Here is a 23881-nt window from a genome sequence, read left to right on the forward strand (position 1 = left end):
GTTTTGTGGTGGACACAAAATCTGTATGCACGCCCTTCGCTTTTGTGGCGAGGGAGCTTGCTCCCGCTGGGGCGGTCCGACGCATCGGGCGAAGCGGCCCTTTTTTTGCGATTGCTGCGCAATCGGGCGGGAGCAGGCTCTCTCGTCACGGGGATCGGTGCTATGGCGAGTGCAACGAAGTAGCACGGGTCCTCTGCGCTGTTTCCCAGTAAACTCCGCTTTTTTCAGCCGCTTTTCTTCACGCGGCCATTACCGTTTTCTGGAGCTTGCCTTGCGTCTGTTTCACACCTCCGACTGGCACCTGGGGCAAAACCTGCACGGCCAGGAGCGCGATTTCGAGCACGGGTGTTTCCTCGAATGGCTGCTGCGCCAGCTGGCCAGCGAAAAACCTGATGTGCTGTTGATCGCCGGCGATATCTTCGACACCGTCAATCCGCCGGTCAAAGCCCAGGAGCGGCTGTACGATTTCATCGTCAGTGCCCACGAACAGAATGCCAACCTGACCATCGTGATGATCGCCGGCAACCACGACTCCGGCTCGCGCATCGAGTTGCCGGCGCCGTTGATGCGGCGCTTGCGCACTCACGCCCTGGGCCGGGTGTTGTGGCTGGACGATGGGCAACTGGATGTCGAGCGCCTGCTGTTGCCGTTGCCCGATGCCAAGGGCAAGGTCAAGGCCTGGTGCCTGGCATTGCCGTTTCTGCGCCCGGCCGAGGTCACCGGCGCGCAGTTGGGCGACGATTACCTGCGGGGCATCGGCCAGGTGCATGAGTGGCTGATCACCGCCGCCAACAGCAAGCGCAAGAAAGGCCAGGCACTGATCGCCGTCAGCCATGCGCACATGGCCGGTGGCTCGGTCTCCGAGGATTCCGAACGCAGCCTGATCATCGGCAATGCCGAAGCCCTGCCCGCCAGCCTGTTCGGCCCGACCATCAGCTACGTCGCCCTCGGTCATTTGCATAAACCACAGAAGGTCAACGGTGAAGAGCGCATCCGCTACAGCGGCTCGCCAATTCCGCTGTCGTTCTCGGAAATCGGCTATCAACACCAGATCCTCGACATCACCCTGGACGGCGAGACCCTCGTCAAGGTCGAACCACGGCTGATTCCCCGGGCCGTCAACCTGCAACGCCTGGGCCCGGCGCCTCTGGCCGAGATCCTGGTACAGCTCAAGGACCTGCCGGACATCGACCTGCTGGCCGACATCCAGCGCCAGCCCTGGCTGGAAGTGCGGGTGCGCCTCGACGAGCCGCAGCCGGACCTGCGTCATCAGGTGGAAACCGCGCTGCAAGGCAAGGCCGTGCGGCTGGTGCGGATTGCCGCCGAATATGCCGGCAATGGTGGCAACGCCAGCGCCGATGACGCCGCCAGCCTGATCGAATTGGATCAACTCAGTCCGCAGGAGCTGTTCAGCCGCGCCTGGCAGGACACCTACGGCAGCGAAGTGGACGAACAGACCCTTAAGGATTTCGCCGTACTGTTGCAAGACGTGCAGATGGAGGACGAGCAAGCATGAAAATCCTCGCGATCCGTCTGAAGAACCTCGCGTCCCTGGCCGGGCCGTTCGAGATCGATTTCACGGCCGAACCCTTGGCCAGTGCTGGCCTGTTCGCCATCACCGGCCCTACCGGCGCCGGCAAGAGCACCCTGCTCGATGCCTTGTGCCTGGCGCTGTTCGGTGCCGTGCCGCGCCTGAGCAACACCGGGCGCGACGCCAAGGTGCCGGACGCCGACGGTGAAATCGCCACCGGCGATCCGCGTACGCTGTTGCGCCGCGGCACGGGTGATGGCTATGCGGAAGTAGATTTTCGTGGCGTCGACGGGCGGCGCTACCGGGCCCGCTGGGAAGCCAATCGCGCCCGGGAAAAGGCCGGCGGCAAGTTGCAAGCCAGCCGCCAGAGCCTGCGCGACCTGGACAACGATCAACTGCTGGCAAGCCAGAAAGGCGAGTACAAGGCCCAGCTCGAAGCGGCCCTGGGCCTGAATTTCGAACAGTTCACCCGCGCCGTGCTGTTGGCCCAAAGTGAGTTCAGCGCGTTCCTCAAGGCCGACGACAACGACCGCAGCGAACTGCTGGAAAAGCTCACCGACACCGCTCTGTACACCCGCCTCGGCCGACGCGCCTTCGACAAGGCCAAGCAAGCCAAGGAAGCTCACAAACAGTTGCAGGACCAGGCCAGCGGCATCACCCCGCTGTCCGTCGAAGCCCGGGCCGAGCTGGACCAGCACTTCAACGAAGCCCAGCAGCAACTCAAGGCCCAACAGGCGCAACTCAAACAACTGGAGCAGCAGCACAGTTGGCTTAAAGACCTGCGTCAATTGCAGGACGAACAGGCCAGCGCGGCAGAACAACTGCAACAGGCCCAGGCCGATTGGAACGCCCTGGCGGACGAGCGCATGAAACTGACGCGCCTGGAACAACTCGCGCCCCAGCGTCACCAGTTCATTCGTCAGGCGCAGTTGAGCCATCAGCTTGAGCCCCTGGCGATTCAGATCCAGCAGCTCACCCAACAGCAGATCGACTTGCAGGCTCAACAGGCCGAACGGGAGCAAGCCCTCGGTGCCGCGCAACAAGCGATGGCAACCGCGCAACAGCAAAGCACGGACAGTGCGCCGCTGCTGCGCCAGGCTTTCGACGAGCAAAGCACGCTGGCCCGCCTCACTGCCGACGCCAGCCAAGGTGCGCAGCGCCAGGAACAGGCGCAACAGGCCTGCACCGAGGGGCAGCGCACGATCGAGACCCTGTTCGAGCAGCAAAGACAGGTGGCCGAGCGCTTGCAGCGGATCGCCGCCGAACTGGAACAAAGCACGCCTCTGGCACCGCTGAGCGAGGCCTGGAACGCCTATCGTGATCGCCTTCAGCAACTGGTGCTGATCAGCAACCGGCTGAACCAGGGCCAGGCCGAGCTCGCCTCGCTGGAAGACAATGCCAAGCGCGCTGCCGAGGATCTTGCGAGCCAGCGCCAGAACCTTGAAGTGCTCTATAAGGAAGCCGGTGCCGAACCGGAAGCGGTGGCCGAACAGATCCAGTTGCTGGGCAACCTGCTGCAAGACAATCGCAAGCAACAGCGGGCCTTTGAGGAGCTGACCCGCCTCTGGGCCAGCCAGCAAGAGCTGGACAAACGCGGCGCCGAATTGGGACAGCGCCAGCAACAGGCCTTGCAGGAACGTGACCGACTGGTGCGCGAGGGCGGCGAAGCCAAGGCCGAACTGACGGTCGCCGAACAGACCCTGAGCGTGACCCGTGAACTGCTGGAGCGCCAGCGCCTGGCCCGCAGCGAAAGCGTGGAGCAACTGCGCGCCCAGTTGCAGGACGAGCAGCCCTGCCCGGTGTGCGGCAGCGTCGAGCATCCCTATCATCAGCCCGAAGCGCTGCTGCAAAGCCTGGGGCGCCACGATGAAACCGAAGAGGCCAATGCCCGTAAGGCCGTGGATCTGCTCAACGAAAAAGTCATCGAACTGCGCGCCCAGTACAGTGGCGTCATCGCCCAACTGAAAGAGCTCAAGCAGCAGCAGGAACAGCTCGCGCAACAGCAACAGAGTCTCGCGCCCAGCCTCGAAGCCCATCCGCTGTCGGCGCAGTTGCTGGCCCAGGACCCCGACAAGCGGGATACCTGGCTGGCGCACCAGAACAGCCAACTGCACCAGCACATCGAGCAGGACGAACAGCGACAAACCGCCCTGCTCACCTTGCAGCAGGACGCCGCGCGCCTGGCGCAGCAACTGCGCAACGCCGAAACGGCCAGCCAGCAGGCGGCCCAATACCTGAGCAATCAACAGCAGGAACTGGCCCGTGACCGCCAGCGCCTGGAGGAGGAACTGGGACATTTCAGCAACCTGTTGCCGGCGGACACCCTGCAAGCCCTTCGCAGCGAACCCGCGGCGACCTTCATGCAACTCGACCAGCAAATCGCCCAGCGTCTCGAACAACGGGAGCAGCAACGCGACGAACTCGGCGAACAGCTCCAGCGCCAGCAGACCCTGGAGAAGGAACAGGACCGCCAGCAGATTCGGGTGCAGCAGCTGGAAGCGGCCCAGCAACAGTTCAAGGCGCTGACCGAGCAGCAGCAAGCCTGCCAGCAAACCCTCGCGCAACTGCTGGGCGAACACAGCAGCGCCGAGCAGTGGCAACAGCAGCTCGATCAGACCCTGGAACAGGCACGCTCCGCAGAAGCAGCGGCTACCCGGCAATTGCAAGAGCTGCGCAATGCCCTGGTGCAATTGGCCGCCGAGCTCAAGGCGCGCCAGGAACAAGCCCAAGCCCTCGACGCCGAACTTCAGGCGCTCGCGACCGGCATCAGCCAGTGGCGCAACACTCATCCCGAACTGGACGACGCCGCCCTCGATGCCTTGCTCGGCCTCGACGAGCCACATGTCGGCCAACTGCGCCAGCGCCTGCTCAACAGTGAGAAAGCCATCGAGCAGGCCCGCGTGCTACTGACTGAACGCGAACAACGCCTGCGCAACCACCAGGCCCAGCACAACGGCAACCTGGAGCCCGAACAGCTGGCCGAAGCCCTCGCCGAACTGCAAAACCAATTCGCCGCCAGTGAGCAACAATGCGCCGAGTTGCGCGCTCAGCAAGCGGAGGACCAGCGCCGACAGAACGCTAACCAGGCCTTGGGCCAGCAGATCGAACAGGCCTACGCCGAGTATCAGCGCTGGGCGCGCCTGGACGCCCTGATCGGCTCGGCCACCGGCGACCGTTTCCGCAAACTCGCCCAGGCCTACAACCTCGACCTGCTGGTGCACCATGCCAACGCCCAACTGCGCCAACTGGTGCGCCGCTACCGTCTCAAGCGCGGCGGCAGCATGCTCGGGCTGCTGGTGCTGGATACGGAAATGGGCGATGAACTGCGCTCGGTGCATTCGTTGTCCGGCGGTGAAACCTTCCTGGTGTCCCTGGCCCTGGCATTGGGGTTGGCCTCGATGGCGTCGAGCACGCTGCGGATCGAGTCGCTGTTCATCGACGAAGGCTTCGGCAGCCTCGATCCGGAGTCGCTGCAACTGGCGATGGACGCCCTCGATGGCTTGCAGGCCCAGGGTCGTAAGGTCGCGGTGATTTCCCACGTGCAGGAAATGCACGAGCGGATTCCGGTGCAGATCCAGGTGCGGCGCCAAGGCAACGGCTTGAGTACGGTGGAAGTGAAATGAACCGCGCCGTGCTCTATTCCTTCCGCCGCTGCCCCTACGCCATGCGGGCGCGCATGGCGCTGCGCTACAGCGCGGTGGAGCTGGAGATTATTGAAGTCAGCCTGAAGGCCAAGCCGGCCGAGATGCTCGCGCTGTCCAGCAAAGGCACGGTGCCGGTGCTGTGGGCCGATGGCCGGGTGATCGATGAAAGCCTGGAGATCATGGACTGGGCCTTGGCCCGGCATGATCCGCAGGACTGGCGATTGCTGGGCGATCCCGCCGGCCAAGCGCTGACGACGGCGCTGATTCGTGAAAACGACCAGGTGTTCAAGCAGCACTTGAACCGCTACAAGTACCCCGAGCGTCATCCGGAGCATCCGGTGGAACACTATCGAGCCGAGGGTGAGGGTTTTCTACGCCAGTTGGAAGCGTTGCTCGAAACCCGGCCATTTCTGGCGGCGCAGCACCAGAGCCTGGCGGACGTGGCGCTGATGCCCTTCGTGCGCCAGTTCGCCCATGTCGACCGCCAATGGTTTGCCCAAGCGCCCTACCCGAACCTGCAGCGCTGGTTGCAGCGGTTTCTCGATTCGGAGCTGTTCGTGGCGATCATGGCCAAGTAACTACCTGACCACACGTCACCCCTGTGGCGAGGGAGCTTGCTCCCGCTGGGCTGCGCAGCAGACCCCTTTTTGCGATTGCTGCGCAATCGAGCGGGAGCAAGCTCCCTCGCCACAAAAGCAATCGAATTCAATCACTGAGCAAACTGAGTAATCGCTCCCTCGCCACTTCCAACTCACCGGGCACCGGCTGGGCAGCAGAAACAATCGGGGTGGAGTAGAGAAACAGCAGCATCACGGCCAGGCGCATCACCATGGGTCGATCCTTATCGGCAAGGAGTCAATTTATCAGCGTCAAATTTAAACACATGGCCATGTGATATTACAGCAGGAATTACTGCGAACCTTGGAAACGACGAAGCCTGCGATCTTTTCTCTTGTTGAAAGATGAAAAGATCGCAGGCTTCAGTTGTCGCGTGTCGCTCAGTGTTGGGTCTTGTGATCCAGCGCTGCGTAGAAGTTGGCGCTCTGTTGCAGGTATTTCTCGGTGTAGCTCTGGGTGTGGTTTTTCCGGTTGTTGATCTCAATGCTCGCGCTGGCTGGCAAAGCCACGGTGGCGGAGATAGCGGAAGCGGCGATTACGGAGAAGAGATTGAGATTCATGGCGGTAGTCCTCGGATTCAGTTGGCGGTCATGCCCGGTTGGGCCGTGAAGCAAACTTACGCGCCGAGGCGTCTCGTCTTGAAATGCTTTGCACTGCTAGCGAATATCAGCCTCATTGATACAACGGCGCAGGCCCCGAACCACGGGGCCTGCGATCTATTGACGCACCACGAACTTCAAGTCGCTCGGCGCATCCATCGGCAGTTTCTGCACGGTCTTACCCAGCAGGCCGGTCTTCGAATCGCGCTCGAGCACCACGATCTGGTTGCTCTTCTGGTTGGCGATCAAAAGGAATCGGCCGCTCGGGTCGAGGCTGAATTCCCGGGGATGATCGCCTTCCACGGAGCGCCGTTGCAGCTCTTTCAGCGTGCCGGACGCCGGGTCGATGGCAAACACCAGCAGCTCGTTGGTGGTGCCCCGGTTGCTGACGTACAGGAACTTGCCATCCTTCGAGGCATGCAACGCCGCGGCCGCCCTGCCCGGCTGAGGCTTGCCGGCCGCCAGGTCCACCAGTTGGCGCTGGGTCAGGCGTCCATCCTGGTAATCGAACACCGCCACCTGGGCGCTCATCTCCATGGTCAGCCAGGCGTGCTTGCCGTCGGCGCTGAACAGCAGATGGCGCGGGCCGCTTCCGGGCGGCAATTGCACGAAGGCCGGGTCGGCAGCGGTCAACGGCAGTTCGGGGTTGGCTTTGGGGTCGTAGCGGTAGATGAACACCTTGTCCGCCCCCAGGTCATTGGCGAACACATACTTGCCATCGGGCGAGGACACCGCCGCGTGCACATGCGCCGACATTTGCCGCTCAGGGTTGACCCGGCTCGGCTGATGGCTGCTCAACTGCACCGGCGGCGACAGCTTGCCGTCAGCCGCGACCGGCAACACCGCCAGGGTGCCGCCCGGGTCTTCGACCACCGAGTAATTGCTGACCAGCAGGTGCCGGCCGTCGCCGCTGAGGCTGGAGTGGGTCGGCTCGTTGCCCAGGGACTGCACCTGGTTGATCAGGCTCAACTCATGGGTCTTCGGGTCAACGGCGTAGCTGCTGACTTTGCCCACCGGGTCTTTCTGTCCCGGCCCGTTTTCGTTGACCACGAACAGCCGACTCATGTCCGGCGAAAGGGTCAGCCACGAGGGATTGTCGGTCTTGATCACTTGCAGCGGTCTGGCATCGAGCTGGCCGGTGCTGCTGTCGAATTGCAGGCGATAGATGCCCTGGCTCTGGCCGGCGGTGTAGGAACCCACCAGCAATTGATGACGCTCCTCGGTGCCCGCCTGGACGCCCATGGCGCCCACGCTGCCGGCCATCAACAGCGGCCAGAGACTACGCATTTTCATCTTCATCGTCCTCATCGTCGTGGCCGCTGGTCGCTTCCACGCACTCCAGGTGGTGATCGCCCGAATCGCTGGTGATGATCCAGTGCTTGCGGGCCGGGTCAAACGTCGCGGCCTGCATCTGCGCCTGTGTGAAGCGCCAATGTTCGAGGGTGCGACCGTTCATGCATTCGACGTGCAGCTGGTCCTGCTCGTCGAGGGAGAAATCGAATGCGTGCAGCCCGTCAATGATCAGCATGTCGCATTTGTGAAGGGCGTCGAGCAGGGTGTCAGTTACGGCAGTCATGGGAAATCAGTCATTCATGGGGAAGTGGGCATGATAGCCCAATGTGGGCATGGGCCTTGGGCCATAACTTCAGACTCGATGTTGACCGGCCTATCGCCATCGCGAGCAAGCTCGCTCCCACAGTTGGATTTCCAGCGAACACAAACTCTATATTCACAAAAGATCCCCTGTGGGAGCGAGCTTGCTCGCGAAGAGGCCAGCACATCCAATCTCAATGCAACGGCCTCACCGCGCCCCTCAGAGCCCCTCGCGCCCCATCACCCCATCCACCAAGCGCAGGATCCCCAGCGGGTTGGCATTCTTCAGCGGCTCCGGCAACAGGCTGTCCGGATAGTTCTGGAAGCACACCGGCCGCAGGAAGCGATCGATTGCCAAGGTGCCGACCGAAGTGCCACGGGCATCGGACGTCGCTGGGTAAGGTCCGCCATGCACCATCGAATCGCACACCTCCACGCCGGTCGGATAACCGTTGAGCAGGATGCGACCGACTTTCTGTTCCAGCAGCGGGGTCAACTCGCCGAACTGTTCGAAGTCGGCTGGCTCGCCAATGATCGTCGCGGTCAGTTGGCCGTGCAGGCCATTGAGCGCAGCGCTGAGTTGTGCCTGGTCGGCCACTTCGACGAACACAGTCGTCGGGCCGAACACTTCTTCTTGCAGCGCCTCGTCACCGTTGATCAGCAGGCTGGCGTCAGCCTTGAACAGCTGCGGCTGGGCCTGGTTGCCCTGCTGCTCGCGCCCGGCCAGGTGCTCGATGCCCGGATGGGCCAGGAGTTTCTGCAGGCCTTTGCCATAGCTTTGCAGCGTGCCGGCGTTGAGCATGGTTTGCGGGGCCTGGTCGCCGATCAACGCAGCCACTTGTTGGGTGAACGCGGTGAACTGCGGCGAGCGGATGCCGATCACCAGGCCAGGGTTGGTGCAGAACTGACCGCAGCCCTGCACCACCGAGGCGGTCAGGTCACGGGCAACGGTTTCGGCGCGGTCTTCCAAGGCCTTGGGCAACACGATCACCGGGTTGATGCTCGACATCTCGGCGAACACCGGGATCGGCTGCGCACGTGCGGCCGCCATGTCGCACAGGGCCCGCCCGCCGCGCAGGGAACCGGTGAAGCCGACCGCCTGAATTGCCGGGTGCTTGACCAGCCACTCACCGACGCCACCGCCGTAGATCATGTTGAACACACCGGCCGGCATAGAGGTTTTCTCGGCGGCGCGGATGATCGCATCAGCCACCCATTCGGCCGTCGCCATGTGACCGCTGTGGGCCTTGAACACCACCGGGCAACCGGCGGCCAGGGCCGACGCGGTGTCGCCACCGGCAGTGGAGAATGCCAACGGGAAGTTGCTGGCGCCGAACACCGCCACCGGGCCCAGGCCGATGCGGTACTGGCGCAGGTCAGGCCGTGGCAGCGGCGTGCGCTCCGGCAGGGCGCGGTCGATGCGCGCGCCGTAGAAATCGCCGCGACGCAAGACCTTGGCGAACAGGCGCATCTGACCGCTGGTGCGCCCGCGTTCGCCCTGGATACGTGCCGCCGGCAAGGCGGTTTCACGGCAGACCACGGCCACGAAATCATCGCCCAGGGCGTCCAGCTCATCGGCAATGGCTTCGAGAAACTCGGCCCGACGCACTGCACTCAGGTTGCGATAGGTCGGGTATGCGGCAGCGGCAGCCTTGGCGGCGGCGTCGACTTCTTCTGCCGTGGCCTGGATGAATTCACCGGGCAGGTTTTCACCGGTGCTCGCATCGACGCTTTGCAGGCGGGTCTGGCCGGCCGCGCTGCGCGCCCCGCCGATATAGTTGTGGCCAAGGATCTGGTTCATCGCAAGTCTCCTCTTAAAGTGTGCCGATAGTACCCGGGTTGAACACCGCGTCCACCGGGGCAATGCCATTGACCAGCGGCGCACCGAACTCGGCCTGGCTGATCTCGAACACATCCCCCGGCTGGGTGCGGATGCCGTCGGCGAACGACAGGGTCGCGGTGCCGAAGAAGTGAACGTGGACGTCTCCCGGACGCAGGAACTGACTGTACTTGAAATGGTGGAATTCCAGGTTTTCGAGGCTGTGGCACATATTTGCCTCGCCGCTGAGGAATTCGTTCTGCCACAGCACTTCGCCGTTGCGCAGGATGCGACTGGTCCCGGACAGATGTTGAGGCAATTCACCGACGCGAAGTTCCGGACCGAAGCTGCAACTGCGCAATTTCGAGTGGGCCAGGTACAGGTAGTTCTTACGCTCCATCACATGGTCGGAGAACTCGTTCCCCACCGCGAAGCCCAGGCGGTACGGTTTGCCGTCGAAGCCGATGACGTACAGGCCGCTGATTTCCGGCTCCTCGCCGGCGTCTTCGGCAAACGGCGGCAGCGGGAACGGATGGCCCGGGCGCACGACAATGCTGCCGTCGCCCTTGTAGAACCATTCCGGTTGCACGCCGGCCTGCCCGGCCTGGGGCTTGCCGCCCTCCACGCCCCACTTGAAGATGCGCATGGTGTCGGTCATGGCGCTTTCGTCGCCGGCCTGCTGGTGCATCTTGTCCCGCGCCGAGGCACTGCCCAGGTGGGTCAGGCCGGTGCCGCTGACCAGCAGGTGCGCCGGGTCCGGGTGATCCAGTGGCGGCAACACGCGTAGTTCAGCGAGCAACCGTGGGTAGTCATGGGCAGCGCCCAAACCCAGGCCATTGACCTGCTGCTCAAGCTTCACCCCCGCCTCGATGGCCGCCAGCGCCAGCTCCCGTACCGTCTGCGCGCCCAACACTTCGCGCACCTGATCGCCCTCGACCACACCGACGCGGCGTTCACCGTTGGGCAATTCGAATTGAACTAAACGCATGGATTTTCTCCTGTGAAACCAATATGAACATGCAGTGAACTGTCGGTCCTCTTGCGCGCTTTTGTGGCGAGGGAGCTTGCTCCCGCTGGGGTGCGAAGCGCCCCCACTCGAAGCGCCAAGTGTATTGAAGCAATACACAATCGCCTGTCTTGCGACTGCTACGCAGTCGAGCGGGAGCAAGCTCCCTCGCCACAAAAGCTACTCCCCACAGTGATTGCAGTGACCTCAGTTGATTAGGATGACCTCAGCTACGCGTCGCCCCCCGGGCGCTGGCCGCGAACTGATCCGCCGGCAGCACGTGCTTGCGTTCCAGCAGCCGATACACCACACCGGTCAGCACCAGGCCGAACACCATCACGCACGACAGGAAATACAGCCCCGACGCCAGGCTACCGGTGTACTCCTTCAGCGCGCCGATCACGAACGGTCCGATGTAGCCACCCAGGTTGCCCACCGAGTTGATCAAGGCAATGCCCGCCGCCGCACTGGCGCCGGCGAAAAAACGTCCTGGCAAGGTCCAGAACACTGCGGTGCAGGAAAACAGCGCGAACGCCACCAGGCACAACGCCGCCAGTTGCAGTACCGGCACCGAGAGCCAGGCACTCAGGAACAAACCGATGGCGCCAAGCACGTAAAGCACGGCCAGATGACCGTAGCGGTCGTTCAAACGGTCAGAGCTGCGCGGGATGATCAGCAAGCCGATGATGCCGAAGATGTACGGCACGGAAGACACGAAGCCGGTCACCAGGTCGCTGCCGCCGAACTGCTTGATCAGCGTCGGCAGCCACAAGCCCAGGCCGTAGATGCTCAGGGTCACCGGCAGGTAGAACAGCGCCAGGAGCAAGACGCGCTTGTCCTTGAGCGCATGCAGCGGGTTGCCGTGGCGGGTCTGGCCGTATTCCTGCAGGTCTTTTTTCAGTTCACCGGTCAGCCAGTCCTTCTCGGCCTGGTCCATCCACTTCACCTGTTGCGGGCCGTCAGGCAGGTAACGCAGCACTGGCCAGGTCAGCAGCACCGCCGGCAGGCCGATGACGATGAACAGCCACTGCCAGCCATGCAGGCCCAATATCCCGTCCATGCCCAGCAAGCCGCCGGACACGGGACCGGTGATCATCATGGCGATGGGTTGGGAAAGAATGAACAGGCCGAGGATCTTGCCGCGGTGGCGCACCGGGAACCATTGGGTGATGTAGTACAGCACGCCAGGGAAGAAACCCGCTTCGGCGGCACCCAGCAAAAAGCGCATCACATAGAAGCTATGGGGGCCCTGGACGAACGCCATGCCGATGGTGATCGCGCCCCAGGTGATCATGATCCGGGCAAACCAGCGCCGGGCACCGAAGCGTTCGAGCATCAGGTTACTGGGGATCTCCAAGAGGAAATAGCCGATGAAAAACAGACCCGCGCCCAGACCGTAGGCCGCATCGCCGATGCCGATGTCGGCGCCCATGTGCAGCTTGGCGAAGCCCACCGCAGAGCGGTCCACGTAGGCGATCAGGTACAGCAGGATCAGGAAGGGAATCAGTTTCAGCGTAATGCGACGAATAAGCCGCAATTCCTGGCTCATGGGACCGGTCTCCGATTGTTGTTGTTATAGAACCTCGGGGGATTTCTCAGGTGAATGAGCACCCGGACAATCCCTCCGTTGAATCGGACTATATAGTAATACTATTTACCCAACAACACTTCCAAACCGGACAAATTGCGCTTATGTTACGCTTCATCTAGAACAATATAGTCATACAATAAGAGAATCGATCATGTCTGATAAGAAACCCTCCCTGCGCTCGGCCCAATGGTTTGGCACTGCCGACAAGAACGGCTTCATGTACCGCAGCTGGATGAAAAATCAGGGCATCGCCGACCACCAGTTCCACGGCAAGCCGATCATCGGTATCTGCAATACCTGGTCGGAGCTGACACCGTGCAACGCGCACTTCCGGCAGATAGCCGAGCACGTCAAGCGCGGCGTGATCGAAGCCGGCGGCTTCCCGGTGGAATTCCCGGTGTTCTCCAATGGCGAATCGAACCTGCGCCCCACCGCCATGCTGACCCGCAACCTGGCGAGCATGGACGTGGAAGAGGCGATTCGCGGCAACCCGATCGACGGCGTGGTGCTGCTCACCGGTTGCGACAAGACCACGCCGGCATTGCTGATGGGTGCCGCCAGTTGCGACGTGCCGGCCATCGTCGTCACCGGCGGACCGATGCTAAACGGCAAGCACAAGGGCCAGGACATCGGTTCGGGCACGGTGGTCTGGCAGTTGAGCGAACAGGTCAAGGCCGGCACCATCACCATCGACGACTTCCTCGCGGCCGAGGGCGGCATGTCCCGTTCGGCGGGCACCTGCAACACCATGGGCACGGCCTCGACCATGGCTTGCATGGCCGAAGCCCTGGGCACCTCGCTGCCGCATAACGCCGCGATTCCGGCGGTGGATGCACGCCGTTATGTACTCGCGCACATGTCTGGCATGCGTGCGGTGGAGATGGTCCGCGAAGATCTGCGACTGTCGAAGATCCTGACCAAGGAAGCATTCGAAAACGCCATCCGCGTCAACGCGGCCATCGGCGGCTCGACCAATGCGGTGATCCACCTCAAGGCCATCGCCGGGCGCATCGGCGTGCAACTGGACCTGGACGACTGGACTCGCATCGGTCGCGGCATGCCGACCATCGTCGACCTGCAACCGTCCGGACGCTTCCTGATGGAAGAGTTCTACTATGCCGGCGGCCTGCCGGCGGTGCTGCGCCGTCTCGGCGAGGCCAACCTGATCCCTAACCCGGATGCCCTGACCGTCAACGGCAAGAGCCTGGGCGAGAACACCAAGGACGCGCCGATCTACGGCCAGGACCAGGTCATCCGCACCCTGGACAACCCGATCCGCGCCGACGGCGGCATCTGCGTGCTGCGCGGCAACCTGGCGCCATTGGGTGCGGTCCTCAAGCCGTCCGCCGCGACGCCTGAGTTGATGCAGCATCGCGGCCGTGCGGTGGTGTTCGAGAACTTCGACGAGTACAAGGCGCGGATCAACGATCCGGAACTGGATGTGGATGCCAGCTCGATCCTGGTGATGAAAAACTGCGGGCCCAAGGGTTACCCAGGCATGGCCGAGGTGGGCAACATGGGCTTGCCGGCCAAGCTGTTGGCCCAGGGCGTGACGGACATGGTGCGGATTTCCGATGCGCGCATGAGCGGCACCGCCTATGGCACCGTGGTCCTGCACGTGGCACCGGAAGCCGCCGCCGGCGGACCACTGGCCGCGGTGAAGGAAGGTGACTGGATCGAACTCGATTGCGCCAGCGGCCGCCTGCACCTGGACATCCCAGACGCCGAACTCGCCGCCCGCCTGGCCGACCTCGCCCCGCCGCAACAATTGCTGGTGGGTGGTTATCGCCAACTGTACATCGACCATGTGCTGCAAGCGGACCAAGGCTGCGACTTCGACTTCCTGGTCGGCTGCCGCGGGGCCGAGGTGCCGCGTCACTCCCACTGACCCCTCAGGAGCAAGTTCCCACAGTGATTTTGAGGCGGTCCGGGAATCCATTCCGCCATCAATCCCCTGTGGGAGCGAGCCTGCTCGCGATGGCGTCGGATCAGTCACCTCGATCTTGACTGACACAATCACCTGTGGCGAGGGAGCTTGCTCCCGCTCGGTTGCGTAGCGACCGCCCCAAGGACTGCTTCGCAGTCCAGCGGGAGCAAGCTCCCTCGCCACAGAAGCTCGCCAGGCCTCAGCGTTTGATCTGATGAATGTTCGCCGCGCCTGCTATCATGCGCAGCACCCCTCTCGCACAGGATCGCTTCGCGTCCCATGGATTACCGCAAACCCTCCGACCGCAAAAGCATGCACGCGCGCATTGTCCAGGAACTGGGCATGCAGATCGTCTCCGGACGTTTCAAGCCGGACGATAAGCTGCCTGCCGAAGCCCTGTTGTGTGAAGAGTACGCCGTGAGCCGCCCGGTGCTGCGCGAAGCCACGCGGGTGCTGGTCGCCAAGGGCCTGGTGTATTCACGCCCGCGTGTCGGCACGGTGGTCAAGCCTCGGCGCGAATGGCACATGCTCGATCCGGACGTGCTGCACTGGCTGATGAAAAGCAGCCCGCAGAACGAGTTCTTCGGCCTGCTCACCAGCGTGCGCAGCATCATCGAACCTGCGGCCGCCGCCCTGGCAGCACAGTTCGCCACCGACGCCGACATCGCCGCGATTCGCGAAGCCTATGAGCGCATGGATGCCGCCCCGACGCCCGAAGCCTTGCTGCAACCGGACCTGGACTTCCACAGCCGCATCGCCGACGCCACCCACAACGACCTGCTCGCCAACCTGTGCAACATGCTGTCGGTGGCCATCGCCGAGGCGCTCAAGCATTCCAACCAACGGCCCAACCTCCATGAACTGGCCATGCCGCGGCACAAGGCGATCCTCACCGCCATCGAGAATCGCGACGCCCTCGGCGCCCGCCACGCCACGCTGGTGCAGCTGGACGACGCCCGCAGCGCATTGAACGTCGTGCTGGGGGCCGATCCCGCCTGATCAGGTCAAAAAGCGCAACGCCTGACTGAGCGGCATCGGTCTTGGCGGGCGGTATTTATGTACCGCCTGCCCACGCCATAGAAGTCGATACTTTTCTCGCCGTCATCCCGACGGCCATGTTTCGTGAAAAGGACTTCTCATGAATACCCCCTCCACCGCTGATTCGATCCCTGCGCTGGCCCAATGTGTCAGCCTGCAATTCGCCGGCCGCCCGACCCTCGAACAGGTCGCCCGACGGATGCTCGAACAGGCCCTCAAGAAAACCGATCCCTGGTTGGACATCGACCTTTCCAAGACCCAACTGGCGACACCGGACGGAACCGCACGCGGCTGGCAATTCCGACCCTTGATGAGCGTGGTCCTCGATTATCTGGCCAGCGGCACTCCCCCGGACTTCAGCCCGAAGGGAACGCTTGACTGCTTCCTTTCCGACGACCCGCCACGGCGCCTCTGGTCAGGCGAACAACGCCTGGACATGGAGGTCATTCGCAGAGCGATTCTTGAACTGCCCTGGAGCGTACCCATTGGCCTTGAAGATGCGCTGGTGCGTTACTGGAGTGACGACATCAGCAGCGTTGGTAAAGCCGATACAAGTGACCCCACCAGTCGCTGGCGCTGGCTCAGCGATGTGCTGCGCAACACCTTGAACCTGCGTGGCCTGCAACAACCCGGCCTCACCGACACCGCGCGCGAAGCCTTGGATCAGATCGTCCGGTGGCCGGACCGCGAGCAACGCTTGTGTCTCAACCGACAGACACCGGTGTACGCCTATCACCTGGAAACCCGGCTCACCACGGGCAGCGACCAGACGGTGCTGCTCGCAAGCGAGGTCCTGTTGACCCGCGCCTACCAGGGCACTGGCGAATTTCTGCTGTGCAGCCCCGGCAGCGCAGTGCAATCCTTCGCTTCCCTGGAGGCCTTCGAACATCATTGGGGAGCACGCATCGCCAGCCAGTACACCGTCGACACCATCACCTGCCAGCGCTACGAGATCAGCGGCAACGTCTTCGAAAGCCAGGCGGCCATGCTGCTGGAGCAGCAACTGGCCGACCTGCAAGCGGTGCAATTGCCAGCCGGGATCGACACGCAGGACCTCAAGCATCTCTACCACGACCTGAGCGACCCGGCCCGCTCGCTGCTGGACACTCCGCGACTTTCGCCCGACATGAAGGCCCGCCTTGAGCCCCTGCTGCCCGCCTGGCTGAAAAACGCCGCCATCGACGACCAAACGTCATTCCAGCAATACAGCTTGGCGCTGGCCAGCGCCAAGCGACGTCACCAGGGCCAGACTTTTCTCGGCGACATCGACGACATCCGGGCCTTTACCATCCATGCCTTGCTCGAACGCCTGAAAAAAGCCAACGACCGCAGCCCTGACCCGCTGCCAGCGAGCCAACTCCAGCCTGACGACGTGGTGCTGACGTTCAGTGTTTCGGCGGGTTATCCCGGCACTATCGGCCTCAGCGAAAAACGGCAGATGAGCCTGACCGAACTGGCCATCCACAACCTCGTCGGCCGTCCCAGTGGCACCTTCAGCCTTAGCCATCGTCTGGGCCACGCGCTGCCGACCTGGTTGACGCCGGCCTTCGTCACCCAACTGATCGAACAGGTCGACATCGGGGCGACCTATCCTCGCTATCTGCGCCAGCATCTGCTCGACGACTCTCTCAGGGCGAAGGAGCGGCAACGGATCTTCGCCGAACAGCTCCCGGCGCAACTGATGCTGGAAGCATTGAAACAGAAGCTGGCACGGGAGAATGGCATGACCGCCCAGGGCCTGCGCCTGCTGGCAGCCGTTCTGCAACCCGACACGGCGAGCCAACGGGCCAACGGTCGTCCGGTGGTCATTCGCCACTTGGCGGTGTTGCGCAAGGCCCAGGCCCAGCCCGACACCGTGGCCAATATGTTCGTCATCGAGGCGCAGGACATCGCCACCGGCCCGCACCTGTTGTATCGGCCATTCTACGCGCCCTCGCTACGGGAGTTCCCGACCCGCGAGGCGCTGATGCAAGCCATTGCTGCTCCCGGGGCCCTGCAAGACAGCATCCTGACCTGGCTGCCCGACGCCGCACGCCCGATCTACGCCAACGGTGGGTTCCTGGAGCCTCACATCGTGCGGTTCTTCAGCGGTGACGAATTCAGCGTTCCGGACAAGCCCGCCCCCGCGACCCTCGCCCTCAACGACGCCCATGGCGAATTGCTGCAATCGCTGCACCACGGTGAGCTCATGCAGTATCTCTATGGCTGCAACGCCCAGGCTCTGGTGACCCAGGCCGACCGGGATTCGGTGTCGAACCGCGAAAGCCGCTGGGCAGTGTTGCTCGAAGGCGGCGGCCTGTTGTTCAACACCTTACTGTTCCCTCTGCTGCGCGGCCCGGCAATGACCACCGTCTGGCTCTGGAACCTGATGGCCAGCGCCCAACAGGACATCCCGGCGCTGATCAGCGCAGACCCGGTGGCCCGGGAGTTTGCCGCGGTCGACCTGCTCGTCAATCTGGCCCTGCTGGTGAGCCAACTGCCTGCCGGCCATGGGCCTGTGGCGCGTGCCGCGCTGCCCGAATCGGTGCAGAAGGAGGCCATGCGTTCGCCCGCGCCGCGCGCCATCGCCGAACAATGGCCCGAAACGGCGGCGCCCACCTTCGTGGAGGGCACCGTGGCCGTGCCGGATGCCCACGCCGAGGCCGCCAGTCGGCGCCTGGACTTCAGTTTCGCCAGGGCCAGCGGCCAACCGACACCGCAACAACAGGCGCTATTGCAACGTTTGCGGGTGCCGTCCCCCAAGACCCTACCCGACCCCATTGAAAACGGCCCGTTCAAAGGCCTGTACGTGATCGACAGCAAATGGCATGCCCAGGTCGAAGGGGCCTTCTATCGGGTCACCCCCGAATACGATGGCAGTGCAACCATCGTCGACCCACTCGCTGCGCTCGACGCCGACAGGAACGGCCCGCCGCTGCGCGTCGATGCCCAGGGCCATTGGCACCTGGATCTGCGCCTGCGCCTGCTCGGCGGTTCACCGCCCAAGCGGGTGGAGGCACAGCGGCGTATCAACCTGGAGCGGGCCAAGCAGTTGATGGATGAATCCAAACGGTTGGAGGCGCAAGACGCCGACAGACAAAAAGCCTTGGACGTGGCCCAGCAAGTCATGACCCGGACCGAGGAAGGCGCTCAATACACCGAGGCCCAGCGGGCGGCCAAACGCCAGATTTTCTATGACCTGCTCAACGAACAGACTGAGATGTACCTGACGCTAGCGAACAGCGCGGCCGAACGCGCCAGTCTGGGCGTCAGCTTCCCGTCGGGCTACATGCATGTGCTCATGGAAAACGTGATCAACAATGCCCGCAAGGCGTTCCTGATCACCGAAAAGGAACGGGCGGCCATCCAGCGAGCCCATCCTCAGTTCCGAGAGCGTGCCAATATGAGTGAGATTATCGCCCGCGACTACGAAGGCTACATGAAGTACCTCGACGCTAAGAGCGACATCAACGACCGAGCGATCCACTGGCTGGAACTCAAGGACAATTACCTTGAGCGGCTATCGAACCTCGATGCCTCGGGCGCACGAGCATTCGAACGGCTGACCCGCAACCGTCCCCTGGATGAGAAGAACGCCATCGGCAGCAAGACCCTGCAACTCTCCACGCTGCCCGTGCTAGCGGTGAGAAACCTGCATTCCGCCCTGCCCGAACGCCTGCTTCGCATTCTCATGCCATTGATGGAGCACATGCGCTCCCATTGCGCCCTGCGAATATTCGATCTCTCCCCGCCGGAGAAACTCGAAGTACTGACCAGCCTGACCGAGCATTACGGCAAGATCCTGGATACGTTGGAGGGAACAAAAGCCCTTTATCTCGATGACATCAACGAATCCTATTTCGACAGGCTGGTCAAAATGATCGAGGGCCTCTACCAGGAGGTCTCCAGGGAACTCGCCGCAGAGATCAAACCCGAACCCAAGCCGCGCAAGCGTATGCCTAAACGGCCCAGGACAGGCACCGGGTTGCCGCAGAAGAAACTGATCAAGACACGCCACAATGGCACTCTGATCGGCGACCTGAAGCCCGCCGGCACGAGCCTGCCGATCGAAGTCGTCGAAATGCGCTCCGAAGGCGACAACCAGATACTCGCCACTTATTCGCGTCATGAGGATGTCTGGGATGTGGTCGATGTACGCCGCCCGACCTCGGTGCCCCAGACGCGATCGATCAAGGCGATCCGGGCCAATGGGCGAGAACTGCTCGACGACCTGGACAAGCGCATGAGCCGCGCCGAAAGCTACAAGACGCACTGCCGTCATCCTCAGGAAATCGAGGAAATCCTGAACAATGAGGCGAGTCACTTCCGCACGCTTTCCGAAGAACTCGACCGGGCACTCACCGCATCGCCAGCCTCCCGCACCCCGGCCAACGAGGAGCTGGGCCGACAGCTGGCAGGCGCCGCCAACCAACTGGCGACCAAGGGCAGCGACCTGCGTATCGAATTGAGCCTGAAATTGCCACCCACCGACGGCAACCTGCGGTTTCTGTTCGAGAAAAACCTGATACAGGTGGCCCGACTCGGAGATCGCACGGCCCTGCAAGGGGCCCGCAAGGATTTCCTGCAGGAATACGCCATCAACGACCGTGACGGCTTCCCGATCTGGTACGCGCATTTTCATTACGCCGCGGCCGACACACCGAAGGACAACTTCAGCGTCGCGCACCTCAAGACCAAGGAGCAACGCAAGGAGCACTACCACTCACTGCTGGCCAAGGCCACCAGCCCCTACGCGGTGGTGAATGTGCATCGAGGGCAGATCAGCAAGTCGTTGGCCCAGAGCCGGTTCTTGCCGTTGGCGCCTTGATCGCCGAACACTGCGAACAACCGTGGCGAGGGAGCTTGCTCCCGCTGGGCTGCGCAGCGGCCCCTTTAACAGTCAACCCGATGGATCTGGTGACCTGGGGCCGAAGGCTTTTGGGGCTGCTGCGCAGCCCAGCGGGAGCAAGCTCCCTCGCCACAGGGGGTCTGCGCCAGCCTTGATCCATCAGTGGGCAAACAACGAATTGCCCTTCTGCCCAGCGAGTTTTTCCGGCTTGATCAGGAACCGCGCCAGCGCCGGCAGCAGCCACAGCGCACCGAACATGTTCCACAGCAGCATGAACGTCAGCATCAGCCCCATGTCGGCCTGGAACTTGATGGCCGAGAAGATCCAGGTGCACACGCCGATGGCCAGGCACAGGCCGGTGAACAGCACGGCTTTACCAGTGGACTTCAGCGTCTGGTAATACGCTTCCTGCAACGGCAACCCGGCCCGCAGGAAGCTTTCCAGGCGACTGTAGATATAGATCCCATAGTCCACGCCAATCCCCACCCCCAGCGCCACCACCGGCAGGGTCGCGACTTTTACGCCGATGCCCATGAATGCCATCAGGGCGTTGCCCAGTACCGAGGTCAGTACCAGCGGCAGCACGATGCACAAGGTCGCCGCCCAGGAACGGAAGGTGATCATGCACATAGTCGCCACGCAGATGTACACCAGGATCAGGATCGTCAGTTCCGACTGCTTGATCACTTCGTTGGTGGCCGCTTCGATGCCGGCGTTACCGGCGGCCAGGATGAACTCCAGGCCGTCGCGGTTGTTTTCCTTGGCGAACGCCTGCACCGCCGTGACGGCGCGGTCCAGGGTCTCGGCCTTGTGGTCGTTGAGGAACACCAGCACCGGTGCCAGGGAACAGCTGTTGTTGTACAGGCCATCGGCCCGGGCAATGGAGTTGTTCAATACGTCAGGGTTGCGCGAGAGGGTTTCCCATTTCAGGTTGCCCTCGTTCATGCCCTTGATCATTTGCTTGGACACGGTCACCAAAGAGATCGCCGACTGCACGCCCTCGGTGTTCTGCATCTTCCACATCAGTTCATCGATGGGCGCCATGGCTTCGTAGCGCGAGCAACCTTCGGCCTTGGTCTTGACCATCACCACCAGCACATCGGAACTGGTGGAGTAATTGCTGATGATGAAATTGTTGTCCTGGTTGTAGCGCGAATCCGGGCGCAGTTCCGGCGCGCCCTGGTCCAGGTCGCCGATCTTCAGGTTCTGGCTGTACCACAGGCCGCCACCGAAGGCGATCAGCGCCAAGACAATGGACACCGGCGCGACCTTGGCACTGGCGAAGTTGGACAACCCGCGCCAGAACGGATGCTCGCGGTTCGCGTCCTTCTTGCTGCGCTCGACGGCGCGCTTGCTGATACCGACGTAAGAAATCGCCACCGGCAACAGGATCAGGTTGGTGAACACGATCACCGCCACACCGATGGACGCACCGATGGCCAGTTCACGGATCACGCCGATGTCGATGATCAGCAAGGTGATGAAGCCGACGGCGTCCGCCAGGATCGCGATCATCCCCGGCAGGAACAGCTGGCGGAAAGTCCGCCGCGCGGCGGTCAGGGCGTTGTCGGCCTCGCTGGACTGCAAGGCGATGCCGTTGATCTTCTGCACGCCGTGGGAAATGCCGATGGCGAAGATCAGGAACGGCACCAGCATCGAGTACGGGTCCAGGCCGAAACCGGCGGCGTGCATCAACCCCAATTGCCAGATCACCGCCACCAGCGTGGTGCTCAATACCGCGATGGTGCTGCGCATGCAGTGAGTGAACCAGTACAGCAGGATCAGAGTGATGACGAAGGCCACGCCGAAGAACATCACCACCATGACCAGGCCATCGATCAGGTCGCCGACCTTCTTGGCGAAGCCGACGATGTGAATCTGCACGTTCGGATTCTGGGCTTCGAACTTGTTGCGGATCTTGTCTTCAAGCTCGTGGGAAAACTTGCGGTAATCAAGGGCGAGCAGTTTGCCCTGGTCCTGCGGGTCCGGGTAGGACTCCAGCAACGGGATGTCGATGATGCTCGACTTGAAATCGTTAGCCACCAGGCGCCCGACCTGGCCGGACTTGAGCACGTTGTTGCGCAGCAGGTCCAGGCTGTCGGCCGAGCCGTTGTAGCTCTGGGGGATCACCTCGCCGCCGGCGAAGCCCTCTTCGGTCACCTCGGTCCAGCGCACGCTCGGGCTCCACAGCGACTTGAGGCCGGAACGGTCGACGCCGGAAATGTAGAACACCTCGTCGTGGATCTGGCGCAGGGTCTCCATGTATTCCTTGGAGAAAATATCGCCATCGGTGGCTTCCACCGAGATCCGCACGGTATTGCCCAGGTTCGCCAGGTCGTTGCGGTGTTCGAGCATCTTCTCGATGAAAGGATGCTTGAGCGGGATCATTTTTTCGAAGCTGGTGGACGGCCGGATCAGCGTGGCCTGCCAGAAAAGGAAGAGGCTGACCAACAGGCAAATGACGATCACTGCCGGGCGGTTGTTGAATATCAGGCGCTCGAGGAAGGTCGCCTTGTCTTGGTGATGACTGCTCATGGGGTCCGCCTTGTTGTTTTTATGCCCGTTATGCAGGCCTGACTCATTTGCTCAGTTCAGCGCCGGTGGCCGTGGTGGCGCGTACGCCGCCCTGCCCCGCCAGGATCAGATTGCCGTTGCCCGCCGCCGTGACCGCCGCCACCGAAATCCGGTCCGGGCGGTTGAACACGCTGAACGTCACGCCGTCGTCGGTGCTGCGCACCACGCTGCCGCCATTGCCGACAATCACGATGGACCCGTCCTCCAGCAACGTGGCCCCGGCCAGGCCGAACTCCAAGGCGCCCCGGGCAGCCTTGAGCTCCACCTGCTCCCAGGTGCTGCCGAAGTCGGTCGAGCGGTAGAGATTGCCACGCAAGCCGTAGGCCAGCAGCGTGGAAGGCTGGGCGGTGCCGATGACGCCGAACAACGAACCTTCGTACGGGCCTTCGAGTTTTTCCCAGGTCTGGCCCCAATCGCTGGAGCGGAACATGCTGCCGGACTCGCCGACAATGAACAGCCCGGCATCTTTCACGGCGGCGATTGCATTGAGGTGGAACTGGTCTTCGTTATCGAGGCGCTCGCTGGCGTCTTCCCAGTGCTTGCCGCCGTCGGTGGTTTCCACCAACGCTCCGTAGGCACCCACGGCGAAGCCGTTGTTGGCGTCCTTGAACCAGACATCCAGCAACGGTGCTTCACGGGTCAGGTCTTCGAACTGCTTGGTCCAGGTGCTGCCGCCGTCTTCGCTGGCGAGGATCTGGGAGTCGTGGCCCACGGCCCAACCGTGTTTGTCATCGACAAAGAACACAGCGGTGAGCAGTTGCCGGGTCGGCACCTTGGCCTGGGTCCAGGAGCGGCCCTGGTCGTCCGAGTACACAACGTGCCCCCGATCGCCCACCGCCACAAGGCGCTGGCCGGCATGGACCACATCGAGCATCAGGGTCTTGCTGGCCTTGGCCGATTCGACCGAATAAATGACATCGGACGTTGACGCCGCAACGGCCAGCACCGGTGCCGACAATACGGCAGAGCCCAGCAGCGAGAGCGCTGAAGCCAGCAACGCAACTCTGCGCAGCACCGGCGGGCGGCAGCGGCCCACAGCCATGACAGGCTCACTCATAGACCTTTCCCCCATTTCTTATTGTTAGGCTTCGTGCGTTGCCTGTTCTGGAGCAT

The 23881-nt window shown here is 62.7% G+C and carries 15 protein-coding genes; 6 read left to right on the plus strand and 9 right to left on the minus strand.

Annotated features, from left to right (window positions below; genetic code table 11):
• The first annotated feature begins 271 nt into the window (after window positions 1–271).
• Genes ACLEJQ_RS06730 through ACLEJQ_RS06740 form a run of 3 tightly spaced genes read left to right on the plus strand, consistent with a single transcriptional unit; the run spans window position 272 to window position 5753 of the window.
• Window positions 272–1516 (plus strand): exonuclease SbcCD subunit D C-terminal domain-containing protein, encoded by a 1245-nt coding sequence (locus tag ACLEJQ_RS06730; RefSeq protein ID WP_440793354.1) that lies wholly within the window; start codon window positions 272–274, stop codon window positions 1514–1516.
• Window positions 1513–5154, plus strand: coding sequence for an AAA family ATPase (locus ACLEJQ_RS06735; RefSeq protein ID WP_440793356.1), 3642 nt, complete (start codon window positions 1513–1515; stop codon window positions 5152–5154). The genes ACLEJQ_RS06730 and ACLEJQ_RS06735 overlap by 4 nt, the downstream gene beginning before the upstream one ends.
• Window positions 5151–5753, plus strand: coding sequence for a glutathione S-transferase (locus tag ACLEJQ_RS06740; protein ID WP_440793358.1), 603 nt, complete (start codon window positions 5151–5153; stop codon window positions 5751–5753). The genes ACLEJQ_RS06735 and ACLEJQ_RS06740 overlap by 4 nt, the downstream gene beginning before the upstream one ends.
• A 127-nt stretch (window positions 5754–5880) precedes the next feature.
• Here the strand turns inward: ACLEJQ_RS06740 and ACLEJQ_RS06745 are convergent, their stop codons facing one another.
• From ACLEJQ_RS06745 to ACLEJQ_RS06775, 7 genes are all read right to left on the minus strand, one after another.
• Entirely contained in the window at window positions 5881–6006 is a 126-nt protein-coding gene (locus tag ACLEJQ_RS06745; protein WP_261978327.1) for a hypothetical protein, read from the minus strand.
• 167 nt (window positions 6007–6173) lie between these two features.
• Window positions 6174–6353 (minus strand): hypothetical protein, encoded by a 180-nt coding sequence (locus ACLEJQ_RS06750; RefSeq protein ID WP_440793360.1) that lies wholly within the window; start codon window positions 6351–6353, stop codon window positions 6174–6176.
• A gap of 156 nt (window positions 6354–6509) precedes the next feature.
• Window positions 6510–7685, minus strand: a complete 1176-nt coding sequence (locus tag ACLEJQ_RS06755; protein ID WP_440793362.1) for a lactonase family protein — start codon at window positions 7683–7685, stop codon at window positions 6510–6512.
• A complete protein-coding gene (locus ACLEJQ_RS06760; RefSeq protein WP_440793364.1) occupies window positions 7672–7968 on the minus strand; it encodes a DUF5629 family protein in 297 nt (98 codons plus the stop codon). The genes ACLEJQ_RS06755 and ACLEJQ_RS06760 overlap by 14 nt, the downstream gene beginning before the upstream one ends.
• A 237-nt stretch (window positions 7969–8205) precedes the next feature.
• The gene (locus ACLEJQ_RS06765) at window positions 8206–9786 is read right to left on the minus strand and encodes an aldehyde dehydrogenase (NADP(+)) (protein WP_440793366.1); all 1581 of its coding nucleotides are present in this window, start codon (window positions 9784–9786) and stop codon (window positions 8206–8208) included.
• Window positions 9787–9799: 13 nt separating this feature from the next.
• Window positions 9800–10792: an AraD1 family protein gene (gene araD1 / locus ACLEJQ_RS06770; protein ID WP_440793368.1), complete on the minus strand. Its 993-nt coding sequence runs from the start codon at window positions 10790–10792 to the stop codon at window positions 9800–9802.
• Window positions 10793–11036: 244 nt separating this feature from the next.
• Complete coding sequence (locus ACLEJQ_RS06775; RefSeq protein ID WP_440793370.1) at window positions 11037–12359, minus strand: MFS transporter; 1323 nt, start codon at window positions 12357–12359, stop codon at window positions 11037–11039.
• A gap of 193 nt (window positions 12360–12552) precedes the next feature.
• Between ACLEJQ_RS06775 and ACLEJQ_RS06780 the strand changes: the two genes are divergently transcribed.
• The 3 genes from ACLEJQ_RS06780 to ACLEJQ_RS06790 all read left to right on the plus strand — a co-directional run bounded on the left by ACLEJQ_RS06780 (window position 12553) and on the right by ACLEJQ_RS06790 (window position 20173).
• Complete coding sequence (locus tag ACLEJQ_RS06780) at window positions 12553–14289, plus strand: IlvD/Edd family dehydratase (protein ID WP_440793372.1); 1737 nt, start codon at window positions 12553–12555, stop codon at window positions 14287–14289.
• 318 nt (window positions 14290–14607) lie between these two features.
• Window positions 14608–15327, plus strand: a complete 720-nt coding sequence (locus ACLEJQ_RS06785) for a FadR/GntR family transcriptional regulator (RefSeq protein ID WP_440793374.1) — start codon at window positions 14608–14610, stop codon at window positions 15325–15327.
• Window positions 15328–15466: 139 nt separating this feature from the next.
• Window positions 15467–20173 carry a dermonecrotic toxin domain-containing protein gene (locus ACLEJQ_RS06790; protein WP_440793376.1) on the plus strand — a complete coding sequence of 1569 codons (4707 nt, stop codon included), beginning with the start codon at window positions 15467–15469 and terminating at the stop codon, window positions 20171–20173.
• A 180-nt stretch (window positions 20174–20353) separates the two neighbouring features.
• Here ACLEJQ_RS06790 and ACLEJQ_RS06795 read toward each other — a convergent pair whose 3' ends face one another.
• Both ACLEJQ_RS06795 and ACLEJQ_RS06800 read right to left on the minus strand, forming a co-directional pair.
• The gene (locus tag ACLEJQ_RS06795) at window positions 20354–22729 is read right to left on the minus strand and encodes an efflux RND transporter permease subunit (protein WP_440793378.1); all 2376 of its coding nucleotides are present in this window, start codon (window positions 22727–22729) and stop codon (window positions 20354–20356) included.
• Window positions 22730–22772: 43 nt separating this feature from the next.
• Entirely contained in the window at window positions 22773–23825 is a 1053-nt protein-coding gene (locus ACLEJQ_RS06800; RefSeq protein WP_440793380.1) for a WD40/YVTN/BNR-like repeat-containing protein, read from the minus strand.
• Window positions 23826–23881 lie beyond the last annotated feature (56 nt).

Source organism: Pseudomonas sp. SMV71 (assembly GCF_052042015.1).
GTDB lineage: Bacteria > Pseudomonadota > Gammaproteobacteria > Pseudomonadales > Pseudomonadaceae > Aquipseudomonas.